The following is a 19,079-nucleotide window of genomic DNA, read 5'->3' as shown; positions in this document are numbered from 1 at the left end:
GTCCGACTTGCCGCGTCGGCGACGGTCGGTCCGGTCCGGACGGTTCACACGCCCTGGGCCAGCAGGTAGCGGGACAGGGCCGCCCCGAAGGAGCCGGTCCCCTCCACTGCGGGCCGCCGAACCGTGCCCAGCCCCCCTGGCCCACTCCAGCAATTCGCTGTATCCGGCTGCGGCGGCCGGGCGTAGCGAGCGCTCGTTGGATCACACAGGCAGTGGATCACCCTGTCCCGCTCACCGGGTACCGTCAGGGTATGAGTCATCCGCACCCCGAGCTGAAAGCCGCACCGCCCCTTCCCCAAGGAGGGCTGCGGGTCATCGCCCTGGGCGGCCTGGGGGAGATCGGCCGCAACATGACCGTCTTCGAGCACGCCGGCAAGCTGCTCATCGTCGACTGCGGTGTGCTGTTCCCCGAGGAGACCCAGCCCGGCGTGGACGTGATCCTGCCGGACTTCACCTCGATCCGGGACCGGCTGGACGACATCGTGGCCGTGGTCCTCACCCACGGCCACGAGGACCACATCGGCGGCGTGCCGTACCTGCTGCGCGAGCGGTCCGACATTCCCGTCGTCGGCTCCAAGCTGACGCTGGCGTTCCTGGAGGCCAAGCTCAAGGAACACGGCATCCGGCCGCGCTCGGTGCGGGTGCGGGAGGGCGACCGGCGCAGTTTCGGGCCCTTCGACTGCGAGTTCGTGGCGGTCAACCACTCCATCCCCGACAGCCTCGCGGTCGCGATCCGCACCCGGGCCGGGATGGTGCTGCACACCGGCGACTTCAAGATGGACCAGTTCCCTCTCGACGACCGCATCACGGATCTGCGCGCCTTCGCCCGCCTCGGCGAGGAGGGCGTGGACCTGTTCCTCACCGACTCCACCAACGCCGAAGTACCCGGCTTCACCACCTCCGAGCGGGAGCTGAACCCGGCGATCGAGCAGGTGATGCGCACCGCGCCGCGCCGGGTCATCGTCTCCAGCTTCGCCAGCCACGTGCACCGCATCCAGCAGGTCCTGGACGCAGCCCACCAGCACGGCCGCAAGGTCGCCTTCGTCGGCCGGTCGATGGTCCGCAACATGGGCATCGCCCGTGACCTGGGCTATCTGAAGGTCCCCTCCGGTCTGGTCGTGAGCACGAAGGAGCTGGAGAAGCTCCCCGACCACAAGATCACGCTGGTGTGCACCGGCTCCCAGGGCGAACCGATGGCCGCGCTGTCACGGATGGCCAACCGCGACCACATGATCCGCATCGGCAAGGACGACACCGTCCTGCTCGCCAGCTCCCTCATCCCCGGCAACGAGAACGCCATCTACCGGGTGATCAACGGACTCACCCGGTGGGGCGCCCACGTGGTCCACAAGGGCAACGCCAAGGTGCACGTCTCCGGGCACGCCAGCGCCGGCGAACTCGTCTACTGCTACAACGTCGTCAAGCCCCGCAACGTCATGCCCGTGCACGGCGAATGGCGCCACCTGCGGGCCAACGCCGACCTCGCCATCCGCACCGGTGTCGACCCCGACCGGGTCGTCATCGCCGAGGACGGCGTCGTCGTCGACCTGGTCGACGGACGCGCGTCCATCACCGGCAAGGTCCCCGCCGGCAACGTCTACGTGGATGGCATGGAAGTCGGCGGCGCCACCGAAGCGTCCCTGAAGGACCGCCTCACCCTCGCCGCCGAAGGCGTGGTCACGGTGGTGGCGATCGTCGACGCGGACACCGGCGCCCTCGCCGAGGCCCCCGACTTCCTGGCCCGCGGCTTCGTCCACGACGACGCCACCTTCGAGCCGGTCATCCCCGTCATCGAGAAGACCCTGGCCACCGCAGCCGAGGAAGGCGTCGGGGACGCGCGCCAACTCGAACAACTCCTCGCCCGCGCCGTCGCGAACTGGGCGTTCCGCACCTATCGCCGCAAGCCCCTGATCATCCCCGTCATCATCGACGCCTGAGCCACAGCCCGGCAGCACGGTCCCCCTTCCGGCCGTGGCTTCGCCCGCGACGGACTCCCCGGGCGGTGCCGCCTCAGCGGCGGCCAGAAGCTGCCCAGTTCCAGATCTCCGCCACCCATGGCAACCTCCTATCGGTTGCCGCTGCTTCTTCCCCGGGTTCGCCCCTCGTCACCCACTACATGCATCACGCCCGCTCGCGGTTCTCTCTTCCGGTGGAGTCCGGTTGACGCGGTGAGCCCGCCTGAGCTGCGGAACGGCGGTGCGGTCCCTCGGCGGCCTCATCCGCCGGCAGTGCATCGGTTGCCTCGGGTTCGGGCGCTCTGATCAGGTTGATGTCTGCGGCTGAGGTTTGCCGCCCTCGGCGCGCAGTTGCTCGTTGATGCGCTGCGCCTCTTCGAGCTGGTCTTCGAGGATGACAATGCGGCAGGCGGCCTCTATGGCGGTGCCCTGGTCGACGAGTTCGCGGGCGCGGGCTGCGATGCGCAGCTGGTACCGGGAGTAGCGGCGATGGCCGCCGTCGGAGCGCAGCGGGGTGATCAGGCGGTGTTCACCGAGGGCACGGAGGAAGGCAGGGGTGGTGCCGAGCATCTCGGCGGCCCGGCCCATGGTGTAGGCGGGGTAGTCGTCATCGTCGAGAGGGCCAACAGGACGGGAACCGGCAGGCGGCATAGACCTCTTCTTTCAGGGACGCGTCGGGGGGCCCGGGTGCCAGTACGGCACCCGGGCCCCGAGCTTTCAACACCATCTACCGGCGCGCTGCGCCGGCCTTCGTTTTCCGCAGGTGCCGCCTGGGAGGGCGGGAGTGCGGGGATCGCGAATGCGTGACCGGGGACCACCTTCCAATCCGGGGCCTTGCGGTACCCGGGCGGGCTGCTTCCTCGCCCGGGCGATCCTGATGGCGTTCTGCTCCTTACCTTTCGATTACGCGGATACCGCGGGTGCTGCTCACAGCCCCGCTGGGGCCGTGTCCTTCTGGTCTACCTGCACAGCAGTTCGTGCCTGCTGTGCCCACTTCGACTTCTGGGTACGGAGACAACGCTAACCCTGCAGCGGCGGAATGTCTAGCGTCACCACGACAGTTTTTCTCCATGGCAGGTGCGGCTGCTTCTACCGCAGGTACATCAGGAAGAGTGCTCACTCGAATGGCGGTCCCCGCTTCCCGTACAGCAGTCCTCGGTGAGACCGGCCCGGTGCTCGCCCACGCTGAACGGCGTCCCAAGCCGCGTACGCCCACCGCCACAACCCGGCGCCGAGGTCCAGATCAGGACCGCTCTCCGACTGGAGATCCTGCGAGACGTGGCCGCGCCCGAGCCACGTTCAGAGTGTCCTTCGGCTGGCACCGGGGACGGGCTCAGACATCCAGGAGGATGCGGGCCGTGATGCGTTTGCCGACCGCTTCCCGATCGACGGTGAGTTCCTGTGCGATGGCCTCACGATCTCCAGACAGTGCCGACCCACCCGTTGCGGGTCTGCTCGCCAGGCTGCCAGCAGCATGGGATCAGCGTCCCAGGCCGTACCTCCCCGCCGACCGAGCACAGCTGCACAAGGACGGGGCCGGGCACGTATTTGATTGGTGACCAGCTCGCTGATCACCAGCTGGGTCAGGCCCACGATCCGCTCAGGGACCCCGGCCGGGGGGCCGCGGGTGGGGAAAGCTGCGGCTCGGTGGCGGGCTTCGGCGATGCTGGCTCCGTCATCAGCCAAGGCGATCGTCATCTCCATCGCGGTGCATCACCAGCACCACGCGCAGGCGGCTTTCCGTCCGGAAGCGCAAGGATGCCGACGTCGGTGACGGTTGTTGAGGAGAACGTGGAAGGCATCGACGGGCCGCCAGAAGGCAACCGCTTGTCGATCACGCGCGCCTGCTTCGAGGGCCTCGGCGTAGCGAGGTCTGCGGCGAAATCGACCGGGACCATGCCCCTCAGCTTCTCGATGCCGCAGCTGCTCACGGCGCCGCCTCGTACCGGACGGTGCTGGACCTCGACGGCGTCACGATCATGGACTCCAGCGGCGTCAACACTCTCCTCACCACCCACCGAACCGCGCGAAGCGCCGGGGGCCGGCTACGACTGGCAGCACCCAGTGCCTCCGTCGCACGCCTCTTCCAGATCGTCGGCCTCGGGTGAGGGAGGCCGCCGGCGCGGGCGATCCCCTCGTCAGGGCAGAGACGACGGCACACGGAGCGCCCCATGCAGGCGAAGCCGGTGCCCTGCGAACCGGCACCGCGTCATTCCGAAGGAATGCGAAACTCGAATTCGGGACGGTCCCACAGGACGGCGGGCGGCTTCGCGAGGGCGGTCCCGGTCCGTACTGCACCGACGCGGTGGTAGAAGTCCTCGGCGGGAAGGTGCGACACGACCATGACACGGTCGAGCCCGGCGGCACGGGCCTCGGACTGCATGTGCGCGACGAGCAGTCGTCCAATGCCCCGACCTTGCGCTTCGTCGGCGACGAACAGCAGGTCGAGCTCCGGTGGAGCGAGGACGAGCGAGTAGAACCCGAGGATCCGGCCTCCGTGCTCGTCGGAGCCGACGGCCACGAAGGCGCGGTGGGCCTCGATGTAATCAGGACCGACCCGGTAGCCCGCGACTGCGGCTGCGTACTTACCCTCGTAGGCGCCTGAGCCACGCACGAGCCGCGTGAGCCTTTTGGCATCCCGCGCGACGGCCCTCCGTATCGTGATCGGCTGACTGATCGGGGAAGTGCGTGAACCCATCGGGAGAGTATTTCGCACCGGGGGGTGCCTTCGTGCGGAGGGGTCGGCTGCTCGGGCAGGCGCTCCTGCAGCGCTCCCGGGAACCGCTCGTCCAGACCCCGCCCTGCTCCTGTCCGATACCGTCGGCAGCGCGCTCAGTTTGCCCGAGCACGGCCGGGTCCAGCTGGCCACCCGGTACCAGCCCGCTCCGTCCGGCTCGCAGGTCGGTGGCGACTGGTACGACGCGTTCACGCTGAGGGACGGCACGCTCGCCCTCGTCATCGGCGACGTCGTGGGCCACGATCTGACCGCCGCGGCCGGCATGGCTCAGCTGCAGGACATCCTGCGCTCCCTCGCCTGGGACCACACCGGGCCGACCGGTGCCGTCATGGACCGCCTCGACGACGCCATGCACGCCATCACGACCGTGCGATGGCCAACCCTGTCCTCGCCCGGCTGGAAGGCCGGGACACGGGGCCCTGGACGCTTCGCTGGACCAGTGCCGGGCACCCGCCGCCCCTGCTGCCGGCCCCGGCGGGAACACGCAGTACCTCGAAGCCGGGCAGGGACTGATTCTCGGAACCCACCTGGGCGTCGGCAGTCATCGTCCGAGTGCCGCTCGCGCCCTGCCGCCGGGGCCAACGCTCCTGCTGTACACCGACGGCCTGATCGAGCCTACGGGCAGCGATCTGGACAGCGGGCTCGGCCGACTGCGCCGCCATGCCCTCGCCTCGCGCACGAACCGCTGCACACCCTGTGCGACCAGCTGTCCGCCCGGATTCCGCCCGGCAGCACCGACGACATCGCCCTCCTCGCCCTGCGCTGACCGGGGCGGGCCGTGATCGATGACGGCGCTGCTCACGCCCCCGCAGTCAGCACCAGCACGCGGCACGAGCCGGGCGGTCCGGCCGTGCGGGTTTCGTCTCCGGCGCTCCGCCACCCCCACGACCTCAACGTCTCAGCCATCCCGGCGTCCCGGGCTTCCACCAACGTGACTCCGAGCGCGGCGCCGTGGTCGGCGAGCAGTCGCCGCTGCAGGCGCCGGGCGAGGTTCCAGGCACGGCCCTGGTTCTCCCGGCGCACGCGGGACGGGACGACGATCCCGGAGACGACGAAGAGCCGCCCGGGGGCGACGCGGCGGAGCAGGCTCTCCCGGACGTCTCCGTCGAAGCCCGCCCACCACGGACCGGCGCCGCCCACGGGAAAGCCGTAGGCGCATCCGGTCAGGACCGTGGTCTCCGCGATCAGCAGCGAGAACCCCGGTCGTCGTGCGTCGGCCGCGAGGTGTCGCAGGAAGGCGGCACGCGCCTCGTTCCACGCCCAAGGGCCGCCGCCGGAGACCTCCGCGTACAGGTCACCCAGCTCCTGCAGGCGGTCCTCGACCTGGCCGCACGTCAGCGGGCGGAGGCGTTCTCCTTCGTGGGGCGAGGATCCCCGCTCCCGCATCGGTCGGCCCGGCCTGCGCGTGTGCGACCTGCCCGGTGCCGGCTGGGGCGCGGGGAGGTTCGAGGTCGTCGGGAGGAGCATGTGCGCGCTCATAGGTCGAACCCTGCCCCGGGCGCGGACCAGGGCCCACCCGGCGTCGCCGATCACCGAGAGCGGCACCGGTGCCGGAGCCGGTGCGCGGCATGCCCTCGGTGTCTCCACCGTACTCCCGGCCGGGCCCGCCACGGTGGCGCGGCGGCGGCCGACGACTGCGACAGCCCGTTCCGGGAGAGCACCGGTCTTCCGCGAGGGGTCGGTCGTGGCACGCACGCTCCCTTGCCCGGCATACCCTTCAAGAAGGGGGTGGCCGTGGTGACGCGCCGCAGTCCGCACCGGCGACGGGTCGGGCAGCGACCTCAGTCGGGGTTGCACCCTCACCTGCCAGGAGGTCCGTATGAAGCACGAGCCCTTTCCCTCCGAAGGCCACGCCGAGGTCCGCATCGTGGCCGCGACGCCTGAGGTCGCCCGGCGCGTCGCCGAAGTGCTCCGGCACTGCTTCGCCTCGACCGAGCAGCGCAGCTACCCCTCGGACCGCGCAGGCGGGACCCGGCTCCACAACACCCTCGACACCGCTCAAGTGGCGGAACCCGCACAGTCCTGGCTCACGACCAGCACCTCGACAGAGCAGACACAGACACACGCCGACGAGGTGTGACCCGGATCCGAGCGGCCCGAGGATCCGCCGTCGCCTCGTCCCCGCGCGGCCGTCAAACCGGAGAACGACAACCATGACGAAACTCCGCGAACGCAAGAACAACCGGAAGGCGGTCCTGCGATCCCTGTACGGGGCCGTCGAGCGCAACCGCCCCGAGGTCAATGGATCGGCGCTGCGCGCCGAGCTGGCCCTGCCCGACGAGGACCTCTCCGCCGCCTGCGCCTATCTGACCGACGAGGGTCTGATCAGCGTGGACTGGACATCACACCACACCCCCGCCACCGTCTCGCTGACGCACGAGGGCATCCGTCTGATGGAGGAACTGGAGGAGGAAGAGGAGGTAGAGGAGGAACAGGAGGACCGGGTGAAGCGAGAGGAGGCACAGCCGGACGACTGACCCGCCCTCCCGTCGGAGCCGATGATTGTCAGGAACATCGCTTCACTCTGGTGAACAGGCTCCCTGCCTGGGCTTTCGCGCGAACCAGGTTGTTGTGACGTCGCCGACCATGCACCTGCTCGGACACTCTTCGCGGAATGTGCCAGGACCGATGCCGACGAAACGCTGACTTGCCTGACGGAACATCAGGTACCCGGAGACGTAGCAGTGTTACCGCCCAGGAGCACCTGACGAGTTCGTCGGCCAGGCGGCGTCCGGCGGCATCGACCTCCGGCTCTCCGGGCACACCCACGGCGGCCAGATATGGCCCTTCCACCACCTGGTCCGCATCGACCAGCCGGCCCTCGCCGGCCTCAGCCACCACGGCACCCGCACCCTCCTCTACACCAGCCGCGGCAGGGATTCCATACGGCGGTCATTCGGCGGCGTCGGACCGGTCGGCGTTCTCGGGGCTGCTGTCTACCCGCATCGGCAGCCCCAGCCGCCGACCGCCGCGGTGAGCCCAGATGTCACCGAGGACGACTTGGATGATGCCGGTGACGGGAATCGCCAGCAGGGCACCGAGTATCCCGGCGACTTCGGCGGCGATCAGGATGGCCAGCAGCACGGTGAGGGGGTTGAGTTTGACCGTTCGAGACAGGATGACCGGTTGCAGGAGGTGGTTCTCGGCCTGCTGATAGACGATGGCTCCGATGCCGGCCGGCAAGGAATGAACGAACGCCACTGAGGAGGCGACGACAGCCCCTATGGTGGCCCCCACCAAGGGAATGAGGTCGGTCACGGCGACGAAGAGGGCCAGCAGGCCGGCGAACGGCACTCCGGAAACCAGCAGCACTACGTAGGTCAGGAGCCCGCAGATGACGCTGATCAGCAAGTTTCCGGTCAGGTAGCCGTTGACAGTACGGGCGCACGCGGCTCCGACGCGGCGTATGCGGGCCGCGGGTGCCTCGTCCACGAGCGCCAGGGACCGATCTATCGCCTTGGGGCCCTCCAGCACCATCAGATAGGCCAGGACAAAAATGGTGAGAGCGCCTGTCACGGTGGTCGTAGCACTGCGGATGAACCTCAAGGCAGGCCTGCTCAGCCCGGTGGCGAACGCGCGAATCTGCGCTTGATGCCGCTGGACATACCGCAGAGCGTGGATCCGCTCCAGCAGGTTTCCGACTGGCCCGCGGCCGGCCCGGGCGTCCCTGATCATCACGGGCAGATGACCGGCGAACCGGCTTCCCTCCTGAGCCAGGGGGATGACGAACAGGGCGACCACCGCGCCAACGGCCGCGGCCGCAGCCAGAAAGACCAGCAAGGTGGCCACCGACCGTCGGCACCGCGGCACCCGTCGCTGCAGCGCCTCGACCGCGGGGTGAAGGGAGACGGCCAGGAACGATGCGATGACCGCCCAGATCAAGACCCGGCGAGCCTGCACCACCAACTCGAGTACGACGTAGGTGGCGAGCACCAGACCGATTGTGGCGAGGATGGTTCGCACCGGAACCGGACGCGTCGCCATGGGCACTGGGTGCCCAGCCGCAGTCTCGGGAAACGAGGAGGCTCCTCACCCGGAGAGACGTGATCTCCCCGCGTTGTCATACGTGCCGGCCTCTGACACGGGCTGCGTCAAGTCGCCGCCAGCCGACATGGGAGCAGGCGGACACAACCAGCGGATGCCTCGGCCGTCCCCCATGGATCGCCGCCGAGGCGGCCGTGACCGGCTACGGCGGCCGGCACAAATCGCCACATCCTGATCCGTGCGCCTTCCGACCCCGGGGCACGCAGGATGGGGAGAGGCGTGGGCCGGCGGCGGCGATGGACGCGTTGCGGGGACCGGTCCATGCAACGGTGGATCTCAACGGCGGTGGCGGGTCGACCAGGTACGTCCCAGGTGCGGATGCTCAGGCCGCGCTGCAAGCTGGTGCCGTAGGCCGCAACTGTCGAAGGAGTGTCATGGTGGCGGTGGCCACACGTGCGATCGCCGGAGCGTCGGCCCGGTGGGGGACGGCGCCGCCGGCTGCGGGTGTGATCGCGGCAGTCCTGTTGTCGCTCTTGATGTGCGCCGGGCCGATGCATGCGGCTTGTGGGTACGTGCCGTGACCGAGAGCGCGTCGCGACCTGCGACCGGCGCGCGACGGCCCTATCTGATCGTGAATCCGCGTTCGGGCGGGGGGAAAGCAAGCCGGTTCCGGATCGCGGAACGAGCCCGTGCGTTCGGAGCTCAGGTTTTCCTCATCGATCATTCCCTGCCCCAGGACCTGGCGACTGTCGCGCGACGCGCCGTGGATGACGGTGCGGATCTGCTCGGGGTGGCCGGCGGAGACGGCACACAGGCACTTGTGGCCGAGGTGGCCGCAGCGAGCGGCCTGCCTTTCGTGGTCATTCCGGTGGGTAGCCGCAACCACTTCGCGATGGATCTCGGCCTGGACCGCGACGACCCTTCGGCCGCGCTGGAGGCCCTCAGGGACGGCGTCGAGCTGCGCGTGGATCTCGGGTACGCAGGCGAGCGGGCATTCGTCAACAACGTGTCGTTCGGCGCGTATGCCGCCCTGGTGCAGGACCCGGCCTACCGGGAGGACAAGATCGGCACGATGGTACGGATCCTCCCGGAATTCCTGGCCCGCCACGAGGGTCCGGAGCTGCTGGTACGCGCAGGGCTGCTCACTGTGGACCGGCCGGATGCCGTGCTGGTGAGCAACAATCCCTACCAACTCGACGACCCGGCCGGGCTCGACAGGCGGGCACAGCTCGACTCCGGGCTCCTGGGAGTACTGACCGCCAGGGCGGAGACGCCCGCCGAAACGGCCGCCAGGCTGCGAAGCGGGCAGACGCACGGGCTGACCCGGCTGGCGACACCCGATGACGTCGTCATCCACGCCGACGCCCCGGTCGTCCCCGTCGGGCTCGACGGCGAAGCCGTCACCCTGCGGACTCCCGTGCGGTGCCGGATCAGTCCCCGGACGCTACGGGTATGGGTTCCCCGCCATCGACCGGGCGTCGCGCCCACCGGATGGCGACCGCCGGGATGGGCCGTCGTCCAGCGGGCTGCCTCACTCGTCGGGCGGTCTCATCGCCGTCACACCGACTGACCGGAGCACGCCGCACGGTGGGCAGCAGGTCCCGGAGACAGGGCCAGAAGGCCCATGAGGGTGGGCCGGCGAAGGGTGGAGGGTGGGATGGTGAGGTTACTGCCAGATGATCCGTGCGCGCGCCCGTCCTCCCGTCGGCTCAGCACTGCCGGACGCTCATCCGGCTGTGTGCGTTTCCCTGTACGGGAGGGCACACGCCCAGGCGGTGGGCGCTGATGGTGACCACTGTCGGGGCGAGGCCGATGGCCGGGGGGCGTGCCGTCTCGGCGGCCGCCCTGCCCACCGCGCAGGTGCTCCGTGATCTCCAGGTGCCGGAAGGCGGCCTGTCGTCGGAGGAAGCGGCACGACGGCTGAAGCGCTGGGGCCCGAACGCCGTCCACTCCCACCGAGCTCGGGCGTGGCTGGTGCTGTGGCATCAGCTGCGGTCCCCCCTGCTCGGCCTGCTGCTGGCCGCGGCCGTCGTGTCGTACTTCGTGGGGGAGCGCAGCGACGCCGTGATCATCGCGGTGATCGTCGCGCTCTCCGTCGGCCTTGGTTTCGTCAACGAGTTCCGGGCGGAGAAGACCGCCCAGTGGCTGCACGCGAAGATCCGGCACCGCGTGGTCGTGCTGCGGGACGGGCGACCACAGGAGGTGGAGGTCAGCACCCTGGTCCCCGGTGATGTGGTCGAGCTGCGGCTCGGCGACATCGTGCCCGCGGATCTGCGGCTGCTTCAGACAGCCGGGCTCGAGTGCAGCGAGTCGGTGCTGACCGGCGAGTCGTTGCCGGTCGCGAAGGACACCGCCCCGGTCCCGGCCGGCACGCCGCTGGCGGAGCTGTCCGGCTGCGCCCTGATGGGCACTGTGATCCACGCGGGAAGCGGCCGCGGTGTCGTGGTCGCCACCGGCGCCGAGGCCGAGTTCGGGAAGATCGCCGCCGGCCTGGGCGGACACCAGTTGGAGACTGAGTTCCAGGTGGGGCTGCGCCGCTTCTCCATGCTCCTGGTCTACGTCGCCGGGGCACTGACCACGTCGATCTTCATCATCAACGTCGTACTGCACAAGCCGCTGATCGACGCCCTGCTGTTCTCACTGGCCATCGCGGTCGGCATCACCCCGCAACTGCTGCCCGCGGTCGTCTCCACCAGTCTGGCCGCGGGCTCCCGGCGGATGAGCCGGCGCAAGGTGCTGGTCAAGCGGCTGGTGTGCATCGAGGACCTCGGTGACGTCGATGTGCTGTTCACCGACAAGACCGGAACGCTCACCCAGGGCCGCATCGACTTCATCCGGGCCGTACCCGTCACCGGCACCTCGGCGGAGGAAGTGCTGCACCGGGCACTGCTGTGCACCGAATCGGACGTGGACGGCCAAGGCCGGCCGGTAGGCGGAAGCCCGCTCGACGACGCGCTGTGGGACTCCCCGGCCGCGGCCGCCCAGCGCCCGGTGCTCAGCGGCTGGAAGCGGGCCGACGTCCTGCCCTTCGACCACGAGCGGCGCATGGTCACCGTCACCGTCACCGATCCCGCCGGTGACACCCTGCTCATCACCAAGGGCGCGCCGGAGACGGTACTGGAACGTTGCGCGGAGGTCCCCGAGCCGGCCCGCGAGGCGCTGGACGCGGAGTTCGCCGCCGGGAACCGAGTCGTCGCGGTGGCGACCCGGCCCGCCCAGCCCGCCACCGCCCTCAGTGCCGCCGACGAGCGGGACCTCCGTCTGGCCGGTCTGCTGGTCTTCCTCGACCCGCCCAAACCCGACGCGTCCGAGGCGCTGAGGCAACTGGACGCGCTCGGTATCACGGTGAAGATCCTGACCGGGGACAACCCCACGGTGGCCGCCAAGGTCTGCCACGACCTGGGGCTGACCGACGCCGCCGTGCTGACCGGGACCGACCTGGACGCCATGGACGACGAGCGGCTCACCGCCGCCATACGCGACACCACCGTCTTCGCCCGGGTCAGCCCCGAGCACAAGGCTCGTATCGTGCGGATCCAGCGGAAGACCGGTGGCGACGTCGCCTTCCTCGGCGACGGCGTCAACGACGCCCTCGCGCTGCACGCCGCCGACGTGGGCATCTCGGTGGACTCGGCCACCGACGTGGCCAAGGACGCAGCCGACGTCATCCTGCTGGAGAAGGACCTCGGCGTCCTGGCGGACGGGGTCGCCGAGGGGCGGCGGATCTTCGCCAACACCATCAAGTACGTACTGATGGGCACGTCCAGCAACTTCGGGAACATGTTCAGCGCGGCCGGCGCCTCGCTGTTCCTGCCCTTCCTGCCGATGCTGCCGTCCCAGATCCTGCTCAACAACCTGTTGTACGACACCAGTCAGCTGGCCATCCCCACCGACGAGGTCGACGAGGAGCAGGTGCGGCGGCCCGCGCACTGGGACATTGCCTTCATCCGGCGGTTCATGATCTGTTTCGGGCCGATCAGTTCGCTGTTCGACTTCGTCACCTTCGCCGTGATGCTGGGCGTCTTCCACGCCGACGCTGCCCAGTTCCACACCGGCTGGTTCGTGGAGTCCCTCGCCACGCAGACCCTGGTGATCTTCGCCATCCGCACCCGGCGCATCCCGTTCTGGCGCAGTCGCCCCAGCCTGCCTCTGACACTGACCGCGCTGGGAGTCGTCGCCCTCGGCGCCGTCCTGCCGGCCACTCCCCTGGCCGACGTCCTGGGCTTCCAACAACTGCCGACCGCCTTCTTCGCCGCCGTGGCCGCCATGGTCGTCGTCTATCTGCTCCTCGTCGAGCTCGGCAAGCGGATCTTCTACCGGACCGCGGGGCCACGGGCTCGCCCCGCACCCGCTCCCGGTCACCGGCATTTGCGCCGCCGCGCAGCACGGTTCAGCACCGTCACCCGCCTGCCGCACCGGCAAGCCCTGCGCCGTCCGCCGGTGAAGGGTCCGCACCCGACAGGCACGACCGTCTCTCGCCACTCGCCCGTTCCTCGGACCCCATCTGCCTGATCCGCCGGAATCCCGCATCCGTCCGCCGTGCGACTCGGCATTTTCCGGCCGGTCAGGCTTCTGCGGCCGACGCAGTCGGTGATTCGCCCTCGCAAGGCAGACGCAACGGACGCATGCGCGCCGAGCCTGCCCGTGTCACTCGAGCCGTTCAATACGCTGTTCGCGCTTTTCGTGGCCGGGACGGGGAGGAGTTGCGCGGTACTCGTACCCCAAGGCCTCAGCAGTCTTTGAGTGGTTCCTTGAGCCGGCAGCCCGACCAGGGAGGCCCAGGGCGCTCGGTCCCTGATCCGCGCAGCTCCGATGCCGCCGCCGTGGCGGTCACATCGTGGACGACTTCTTCACTCCTCTGACTCGGACGGTAGGTGAGTACGGCCCTGATGAGCCGATACCCGAGAACGCCTCCGGCGGCCGATCAGTGCTGGGGGTGCGCACGTGCGTGGAACAGAGGGCGCCGCTGGGTGGCCGTGCCGGGAGCGAGATGGCCGATCTCGACGCGTGTCCGGATGGCGCGGACCACCTCGGTCAGGCCCAGAACTATGGCCATGACGCCCACCACCAGTGTGAGTGTCGCGATGGATGCGAACGGCATGATGATCATCACGATGCCGGCCATAGTGCCGATGATGCCGAAGGCCACGTGCCAGCCGCGCCCCGGCATGGTCTGATCGGAGGCCGCGGCAACCGTCTCCAGGGTGCCCCGCATGAGCCAGCTGAAGCCGATCCACAGGGCGAGCAGAAAGATCGACTCGAGGGTGCCCTTGAAGCAGATCAGTCCCAGCAGGATGGAGGCCGCGCCCGTGATGAAGTGCAGTACGCGAAGATGCCGGGGGACGTGGGTGCCGAAGGCGGCGGCGAGTTGGAAGACACCGGTGGCAAGCAGGTAGACGCCGAAGAGCACACCGACGACGCGAAGCGTCGCACCGGGCCAGACCAGCGCGACGACCCCCAGGGCGATGGTCGCGAGGCCCATGGTGAGCAGGAACTGCCAGCCCAGGTTCGCCAGTGCGGCCATGCCTTCGGTCAGGGGACCCTCTTGCGACTCCGTGCCGTGTGGGGAAACGGGGCCGGAGGAATGTGAGGGAGCTGTCATGGCACCTGCCTCCTTCTCGGAGCACCGTCTTCTCGGAGCACCGTCGTCACATCCGTCTATGTCCATCGTCACCCGATCAGCCTCATGTTGCTCGGTGGAGAGAGCGGGGCTTTGTGGCGCATGAGGTGTTCACGAACACCTCATGCGGCTCTACCTTCTTCCTGGGTCTGCCCCAGCCGTTCGTAGGGTTGTGGCACCCAGGGGAGCTGGGTGTGGCTTTCATACGGCTGCCGGCTGTGGCTCGGGAGGCTTGGCCGCCCGGCTCCCCACGACGTTTCTCCCGGCCATGTCGGCAGTGGCGCACACCCCACAGCCCCAGGAGCCGTAAACGATCACAGGGTCTCCGGGCGCGAACCCGATGACACCCGCCCCCAGCCGTTGCACCCATCCCGCGTTCTCATGGCCGAGCGGACACGCCCAGCCCGCGTGCAGAACGGTGAAAGCGATGTCCGAGTCCCGTCCGTCCTCAGCCACTCGTTTCGTGGTGGGAGTGAGCGGTTCGCCTGGCAGTCTCACCGCCTTGAGCCGGGCGGCCGAGGAGGCCCGGCGCCGAGGGGCGGAGCTCTGGCCGGGGCTGGCCTGGGAGCCGCCCGGCGGGGATCCTGCCGCCCGGAGGTTCCCGGCTGCGGCCGTCATGGTCGAGGAGTGGGACCGGCTGGCGCGGGAGCGGTTGCTCCAGGCGCTGTGCGACGTGTTCGGCAGCACGGACACCGGGGTGCCCGGGCAGGCGCTCGTCGTACGAGGCGCCCTCGGGCCGGCTCTGGTGCGGACAGCCGGCCGGGAGGACGACATCCTCGTGGTCGGCGCAGGCGGGCGTGGCCGACTGCACCGTGCGCTGTGGCCGTCGGTCAGCCGCTACTGTCTCGCCCGCGCCACGTGCTCCGTTCTCGCGGTTCCGGCGTCACCGCTGCAGGCAGCGCTGGCAGCTGTGCACCGGCGGAACGCCTTGCGGCTGCCGCTGGACACGGGGCGCCTGCAGCGGGAGTTCGAGACCGTGCCACCCGCCGCCTGATCTCCTCAGCGGGCAGCGGTCGCCGGCAGGTCCGGCTGCTCCGGACGCCGTGCCGGGTCCGTCGGTACGGAGAGCACCATGGTGAGGCCGCCGCCGGGCGTGTCCTCGGCGCGCAGGGTGCCGCCCACGGCCTCGGCGAAGCCGCGGGCGACCGCGAGTCCGAGGCCGACGCCGACACCGACACCGCGCGGCGAGTCGCCGTACCGCTGGAAGGGCTCGAAGATACTGTCCTTGGCCTCGTCCGGAACACCGGGCCCGCGGTCCACGACCCGCAGTTCGACCCGGTCGGCCAGGGCGCTCGCGGACACCAGCGCCCTCTCCCCCGGCGGACTGTATTTGACGGCGTTCTCGACGACGTTGGCGACGGCCCGCTCCAGCAGGCCCCGGTCGACCCACACCATGGGCAGGGTCTCGGGGATGTCCAGGTCCACGCTGTCCTCGGGCACCCCGCCGAGCGCCATGGGCACGACCTCGTCGAGGTCGCTCTCGCGGATGATGGGGGTGACGGTGCCGGTCTGCAGGCGGGACATGTCCAGGAGGTTGCCGACCAGGTGGTCGAGCCGGTCGGCACCCTCCTCGATGGCCTGCAGGAGCTCCGCCCGGTCCTGTTCGGACCACTCGACGTCGTCCGACCTGAGCGAGGTCACCGCGGCCTTGATGCCTGCGAGCGGGGTGCGCAGGTCGTGGCTGACGGCGGCCAGCAGAGCGGTGCGGATACGGTTGCCCTCGGCCAGTTCCTTGGCCCGGTCGGCTTCGCGCTGCAGGCGCTGGCGGTCCAGGACGACGGCGGCCTGCGCGGCGAACGCGGCCAGCACGCGGCGGTCGGCGGCGGGCAGGACGCGGCCGCGCAGGGAGAGGACCATGTGGTCGCCGACCGGTACGTCGACGTCCGCGTCCTCCGGCACCGCGGCGGGCTGCGGTCCCACACTGCCGGCGCAGGTCCAGGGTTCCGTCTCACCGGTCCGCTCCAGCAAGGCCACCGACTCCATGCCGAAGGTTTCCCGGACCCGTTCCAGCAGCGCCTCCAGGGTGGTCTCACCGCGCAGGACGTTGCCCGCGAGGAAGGAGAGGATCTCCGACTCTGCGCGCAACCGGGCGGCTTGATGGGTACGGCGGGCGGCGAGGTCCACCACCGAGGCCACGGACACGGCGACGCCTACGAAGATCGCGATGGCGACGATGTTCTTCGGGTCGGCGATCGTCAGGGTGTGGACGGGCGGGGTGAAGTACCAGTTGAGCAGCAGGGAGCCCACGACCGCCGAGGCCAGCGCCGGGAAGAGTCCGCCCAGCAGGGCCGCCGCCACCGTCAGGGTGAGGAACAGCAGCATGTCGTTGGCGAGGCCGACGTCGGGAGTGGCGCTGGTGAGCAGCCACGTGAGCAGGGCTGGGCCGAGCACGCCCACGGCCCAGCCCCAGAGGACCCGGGAGCGTCCGAGGCGGGCGCCGCGCGTCACCGGCAGTCCACGGCCCTTGCCCGCCTCGTCGTGCGTGATGAGGTGCACGTCGAGGTCCGGACCGGACTCCACGGCCACCGTGCCGCCGACCCCGGGCCCGAAGACGTACTGCCAGCTGCGGCGGCGCGAGACGCCCAGCACGATCTGGGTGGCGTTGACGCCGCGGGCGAAGTCGAGCAGGGCGGCCGCTATGTCGTCGCCGACCACGTGGTGGAAGGTGCCACCGAGGTCCTCGACCAACGTGCGTTGTACGGCCAGTTCCTTCGGGGAGGCCGCAGTGAGGCCGTCGCTGCGGGATATGTAGACGGCCAGCACCTCGCCGCCGGCGCCCTTCTCCGCGAGGCGCGCGGCGCGCCGGATCAGGGTGCGCCCCTCGGGACCGCCGGTCAGCCCGACCACGATCCGCTCACGGGAGCCCCAGATCTTGGAGACACGATGCTCGCTGCGGTACTCGTTCAGATACTCGTCGACCCGGTCCGCCACCCACAGCAGCGCCAGCTCGCGCAGGGCGGTCAGGTTGCCGGGCCGGAAGTAGTTGGACAGGGCCGCATCGACCTTGTCCGGTTTGTAGACGTTCCCGTGCGCCATACGTCGGCGCAGGGCCTCGGGGGACATGTCGACCAGCTCGATCTGGTCGGCCCGTCGTACGACCTCGTCGGGGACGGACTCGCGCTGCCGCACCCCCGTGATCGACTCGACCACGTCGCCCAGCGACTCCAGGTGCTGGATGTTGACGGTCGAGATCACGTCGATTCCCGCAACGAGCAGTTCCTCGACGTCCTGCCAGCGCTTGGCGTTGCGCGAGCCGGGGACGTTCGAGTGGGCCAGTTCGTCCACCAGGGCGACGGCCGGAGCACGCCGCAGGACGGCGTCGACGTCCATCTCGCCGAACGTGGCGCCTCGGTACTCCAGCTGTCTGCGCGGCACCTGCTCCAGGCCGTGCAGCATCACCTCGGTACGCGGCCTGTGATGGTGTTCGACGAAGGCGACCACGCAGTCGGTGCCCCGCTCGATACGTCGGTGTGCCTCCGACAGCATCGCGTAGGTCTTGCCGACGCCGGGTGCCGCGCCGAGGTAGATCCGGAGCTTGCCGCGTGCCATGTCATCCTTCGAAGCGGTAGCCCATGCCGGGCTCGGTGATCAGATAGCGGGGGTGGGAGGGGTCCGTCTCCAGCTTCCTGCGCAACTGCGCCATGTAGACCCGCAGGTAGTTGGACTTGTTGCTCTGCGAGACGCCCCACACCTCCTGGAGCAGCTGCCTCTGTGTGATCAGCCGACCGGGATTGGTCACCAGTATCTCCAGCAGATGCCACTCGGTCGGGGTCAGCCGTACGTCCCGCCCGTCCCGTACGGCCTTCTTGGCCAGCAGATCCAGGGTGAAGTGCTCCGTCTCGACCAGCGCCGCCGAGGGGACCAGCGGTGTGTCCTCGGTGCGGCGGACAGCGGCCCGCAGCCGGGCGAGCAGCTCGTCCATGCTGAACGGCTTGGTGACGTAGTCGTCTGCGCCGGCGTCGAGCGCGGCCACCTTCTCGTCGGACGCCTGGCGGGCGGACAGGACCAGGATCGGCACGCGGCTCCAGCCCCGCAGGCCCTTGATGATGTCGACACCGTCCATGTCGGGCAGGCCGAGGTCCAGCAGCACCGCATCGGGCTGACGCGCGGCGGCGAGCCGCAGGGCCGTGGCGCCGTCGGAGGCAGCGTCCACGCCGTAGTGCCGTGCCTGCAGGTTGATGACGAGGGCCCGTACGAGCTGCGGGTCGTCCTCCACCACGAGCACCCGGGTCATGGGTGTGTGCCTTTCCTCTCGTGCGTCGGGCCGAAGGGCGCCGGACGCGAGGCAACCGACGTCATGGCCAAGGGAGTTGGCGGAACCAGGATGCCTCCCGGCCGCCAACTCCCGCGTGTGTCGCGTAATCCCATCAGTGCTTCGCCACAAGCTCCTTGAGCGCGATGTTGAGCTCCAGGACGTTCACCCGGGACTCGCCCATGAAGCCCAGGGTGCGGCCCTCGGTGTGCTCCTTGACCAGCTTCTCCACCTGTGCGAGCGGCAGGTTGTTCTTCGCGGCTACGCGGTGGACCTGGAGTTCGGCGTAGGCCGGGGAGATGTCCGGGTCCAGGCCGGAGCCGGAGGAGGTCACCGCGTCCGCGGGTACCTCCGACGGCTTGACCGTGTAGCCGGGAACGGAGTTGTCCTTCACGACGGCGGCCTTGGCGTCCTGCACCTGCTTGATCAGCACCTTGCTGTCGGCGGACAGGTTGGTGGCACCGGACAGGATCAGCTTGTACTGCGTGTTGACGCTGTTCGTGCCGAGGCCGTTCGCCGGGCGGGGCTGGA

Annotated in this window: 17 protein-coding genes and 2 pseudogenes; 10 read left to right on the top strand and 9 right to left on the bottom strand. The window is 69.8% G+C overall.

Going from position 1 to position 19,079, the window contains the following annotated elements:
• Positions 1 to 251: 251 nt before the first annotated feature.
• Complete coding sequence (locus ACFYOH_RS32460) at positions 252 to 1,937, top strand: ribonuclease J (RefSeq protein WP_388633040.1); 1,686 nt, start codon at positions 252 to 254, stop codon at positions 1,935 to 1,937.
• A gap of 324 nt (positions 1,938 to 2,261) precedes the next feature.
• Here ACFYOH_RS32460 and ACFYOH_RS32455 read toward each other — a convergent pair whose 3' ends face one another.
• A complete protein-coding gene (locus ACFYOH_RS32455) occupies positions 2,262 to 2,606 on the bottom strand; it encodes a MerR family transcriptional regulator (RefSeq protein ID WP_200418089.1) in 345 nt (114 codons plus the stop codon).
• A 1,193-nt stretch (positions 2,607 to 3,799) separates the two neighbouring features.
• Here ACFYOH_RS32455 and ACFYOH_RS32450 point away from each other — a divergent pair.
• Positions 3,800 to 4,063, top strand: a complete 264-nt coding sequence (locus ACFYOH_RS32450; protein ID WP_388633542.1) for an STAS domain-containing protein — start codon at positions 3,800 to 3,802, stop codon at positions 4,061 to 4,063.
• 101 nt (positions 4,064 to 4,164) lie between these two features.
• Here the strand turns inward: ACFYOH_RS32450 and ACFYOH_RS32445 are convergent, their stop codons facing one another.
• Positions 4,165 to 4,653: a GNAT family N-acetyltransferase gene (locus ACFYOH_RS32445; RefSeq protein ID WP_388633038.1), complete on the bottom strand. Its 489-nt coding sequence runs from the start codon at positions 4,651 to 4,653 to the stop codon at positions 4,165 to 4,167.
• On the opposite strand from ACFYOH_RS32445, the pseudogene ACFYOH_RS32440 reads away from it, so the two are divergent.
• Together ACFYOH_RS32440 and ACFYOH_RS32435 are read left to right on the top strand one after the other, a co-directional pair.
• A pseudogene (locus tag ACFYOH_RS32440) lies at positions 4,640 to 5,044 on the top strand (PP2C family protein-serine/threonine phosphatase); the annotation flags it as partial. The gene ACFYOH_RS32445 and the pseudogene ACFYOH_RS32440 sit on opposite strands and share 14 nt — an antisense overlap.
• On the top strand, positions 5,013 to 5,474 hold the full coding sequence (locus ACFYOH_RS32435) for a SpoIIE family protein phosphatase (protein ID WP_388633539.1): 462 nt from the start codon (positions 5,013 to 5,015) through the stop codon (positions 5,472 to 5,474). The pseudogene ACFYOH_RS32440 and the gene ACFYOH_RS32435, both read left to right, overlap by 32 nt.
• A gap of 16 nt (positions 5,475 to 5,490) precedes the next feature.
• Here the strand turns inward: ACFYOH_RS32435 and ACFYOH_RS32430 are convergent, their stop codons facing one another.
• Positions 5,491 to 6,171: a hypothetical protein gene (locus ACFYOH_RS32430; protein ID WP_388633035.1), complete on the bottom strand. Its 681-nt coding sequence runs from the start codon at positions 6,169 to 6,171 to the stop codon at positions 5,491 to 5,493.
• Between the two features lie 340 nt (positions 6,172 to 6,511).
• Between ACFYOH_RS32430 and ACFYOH_RS32425 the strand changes: the two genes are divergently transcribed.
• The 3 genes and pseudogenes from ACFYOH_RS32425 to ACFYOH_RS32415 all read left to right on the top strand — a co-directional run.
• Positions 6,512 to 6,772 (top strand): hypothetical protein, encoded by a 261-nt coding sequence (locus ACFYOH_RS32425; RefSeq protein WP_388633032.1) that lies wholly within the window; start codon positions 6,512 to 6,514, stop codon positions 6,770 to 6,772.
• Positions 6,773 to 6,845: 73 nt separating this feature from the next.
• On the top strand, positions 6,846 to 7,169 hold the full coding sequence (locus ACFYOH_RS32420) for a hypothetical protein (RefSeq protein ID WP_388633030.1): 324 nt from the start codon (positions 6,846 to 6,848) through the stop codon (positions 7,167 to 7,169).
• A 232-nt stretch (positions 7,170 to 7,401) separates the two neighbouring features.
• Positions 7,402 to 7,566: pseudogene (locus ACFYOH_RS32415) on the top strand (metallophosphoesterase); the annotation flags it as partial.
• 18 nt (positions 7,567 to 7,584) lie between these two features.
• Here the strand turns inward: ACFYOH_RS32415 and ACFYOH_RS32410 are convergent.
• Positions 7,585 to 8,676 (bottom strand): AI-2E family transporter, encoded by a 1,092-nt coding sequence (locus ACFYOH_RS32410; RefSeq protein ID WP_388633027.1) that lies wholly within the window; start codon positions 8,674 to 8,676, stop codon positions 7,585 to 7,587.
• Positions 8,677 to 9,154: 478 nt separating this feature from the next.
• On the opposite strand from ACFYOH_RS32410, the gene ACFYOH_RS32405 reads away from it, so the two are divergent.
• Together ACFYOH_RS32405 and mgtA are read left to right on the top strand one after the other, a co-directional pair.
• Positions 9,155 to 10,246 carry a diacylglycerol/lipid kinase family protein gene (locus ACFYOH_RS32405; RefSeq protein WP_388633024.1) on the top strand — a complete coding sequence of 364 codons (1,092 nt, stop codon included), beginning with the start codon at positions 9,155 to 9,157 and terminating at the stop codon, positions 10,244 to 10,246.
• Positions 10,247 to 10,461: 215 nt separating this feature from the next.
• Positions 10,462 to 13,188, top strand: a complete 2,727-nt coding sequence (gene mgtA, locus ACFYOH_RS32400) for a magnesium-translocating P-type ATPase (protein ID WP_388633022.1) — start codon at positions 10,462 to 10,464, stop codon at positions 13,186 to 13,188.
• A gap of 412 nt (positions 13,189 to 13,600) precedes the next feature.
• Here mgtA and ACFYOH_RS32395 read toward each other — a convergent pair whose 3' ends face one another.
• Positions 13,601 to 14,278 (bottom strand): HdeD family acid-resistance protein, encoded by a 678-nt coding sequence (locus ACFYOH_RS32395; RefSeq protein WP_388633019.1) that lies wholly within the window; start codon positions 14,276 to 14,278, stop codon positions 13,601 to 13,603.
• A gap of 219 nt (positions 14,279 to 14,497) precedes the next feature.
• Entirely contained in the window at positions 14,498 to 14,752 is a 255-nt protein-coding gene (locus tag ACFYOH_RS32390; protein WP_388633017.1) for an alcohol dehydrogenase catalytic domain-containing protein, read from the bottom strand.
• Here ACFYOH_RS32390 and ACFYOH_RS32385 point away from each other — a divergent pair.
• Positions 14,724 to 15,290, top strand: coding sequence for a universal stress protein (locus ACFYOH_RS32385; protein ID WP_388633014.1), 567 nt, complete (start codon positions 14,724 to 14,726; stop codon positions 15,288 to 15,290). The genes ACFYOH_RS32390 and ACFYOH_RS32385 overlap by 29 nt on opposite strands.
• Before the next feature lie 5 nt (positions 15,291 to 15,295).
• On the opposite strand, the gene ACFYOH_RS32380 is transcribed toward ACFYOH_RS32385, so the two are convergent.
• The 3 genes from ACFYOH_RS32380 to ACFYOH_RS32370 all read right to left on the bottom strand — a co-directional run.
• The gene (locus ACFYOH_RS32380) at positions 15,296 to 17,845 is read right to left on the bottom strand and encodes a DUF4118 domain-containing protein (RefSeq protein WP_388633011.1); all 2,550 of its coding nucleotides are present in this window, start codon (positions 17,843 to 17,845) and stop codon (positions 15,296 to 15,298) included.
• Position 17,846: 1 nt separating this feature from the next.
• On the bottom strand, positions 17,847 to 18,530 hold the full coding sequence (locus ACFYOH_RS32375) for a response regulator (RefSeq protein ID WP_388633009.1): 684 nt from the start codon (positions 18,528 to 18,530) through the stop codon (positions 17,847 to 17,849).
• Positions 18,531 to 18,663: 133 nt separating this feature from the next.
• The coding region (locus ACFYOH_RS32370) for a potassium-transporting ATPase subunit C (RefSeq protein ID WP_388633007.1) at positions 18,664 to 19,079 on the bottom strand (416 nt) is incomplete at its 5' end.

It is taken from the genome of Streptomyces sp. NPDC007856, assembly GCF_042868225.1.
Lineage (GTDB): Bacteria > Actinomycetota > Actinomycetes > Streptomycetales > Streptomycetaceae > Streptomyces.
The sequence above is the reverse complement of the archived record's forward strand: the minus strand, read 5'-3'. Positions and strand labels throughout refer to the sequence as shown.

What these genes read in the sequence shown, in the direction of transcription:
- ACFYOH_RS32460 (WP_388633040.1), top strand. Translation starts at nt 252, where the DNA reads ATGAGTCATCCGCACCCCGAGCTGAAAGCCGCACCGCCCCTTCCCCAA.
- ACFYOH_RS32455 (WP_200418089.1), bottom strand. Translation starts at nt 2,606, where the DNA reads ATGCCGCCTGCCGGTTCCCGTCCTGTTGGCCCTCTCGACGATGACGAC.
- ACFYOH_RS32445 (WP_388633038.1), bottom strand. Translation starts at nt 4,653, where the DNA reads ATGGGTTCACGCACTTCCCCGATCAGTCAGCCGATCACGATACGGAGG.
- ACFYOH_RS32430 (WP_388633035.1), bottom strand. Translation starts at nt 6,171, where the DNA reads ATGAGCGCGCACATGCTCCTCCCGACGACCTCGAACCTCCCCGCGCCC.
- ACFYOH_RS32425 (WP_388633032.1), top strand. Translation starts at nt 6,512, where the DNA reads ATGAAGCACGAGCCCTTTCCCTCCGAAGGCCACGCCGAGGTCCGCATC.
- ACFYOH_RS32420 (WP_388633030.1), top strand. Translation starts at nt 6,846, where the DNA reads ATGACGAAACTCCGCGAACGCAAGAACAACCGGAAGGCGGTCCTGCGA.
- ACFYOH_RS32410 (WP_388633027.1), bottom strand. Translation starts at nt 8,676, where the DNA reads ATGGCGACGCGTCCGGTTCCGGTGCGAACCATCCTCGCCACAATCGGT.
- mgtA (WP_388633022.1), top strand. Translation starts at nt 10,462, where the DNA reads ATGGTGACCACTGTCGGGGCGAGGCCGATGGCCGGGGGGCGTGCCGTC.
- ACFYOH_RS32395 (WP_388633019.1), bottom strand. Translation starts at nt 14,278, where the DNA reads ATGACAGCTCCCTCACATTCCTCCGGCCCCGTTTCCCCACACGGCACG.
- ACFYOH_RS32385 (WP_388633014.1), top strand. Translation starts at nt 14,724, where the DNA reads ATGTCCGAGTCCCGTCCGTCCTCAGCCACTCGTTTCGTGGTGGGAGTG.
- ACFYOH_RS32380 (WP_388633011.1), bottom strand. Translation starts at nt 17,845, where the DNA reads ATGGCACGCGGCAAGCTCCGGATCTACCTCGGCGCGGCACCCGGCGTC.
- ACFYOH_RS32375 (WP_388633009.1), bottom strand. Translation starts at nt 18,530, where the DNA reads ATGACCCGGGTGCTCGTGGTGGAGGACGACCCGCAGCTCGTACGGGCC.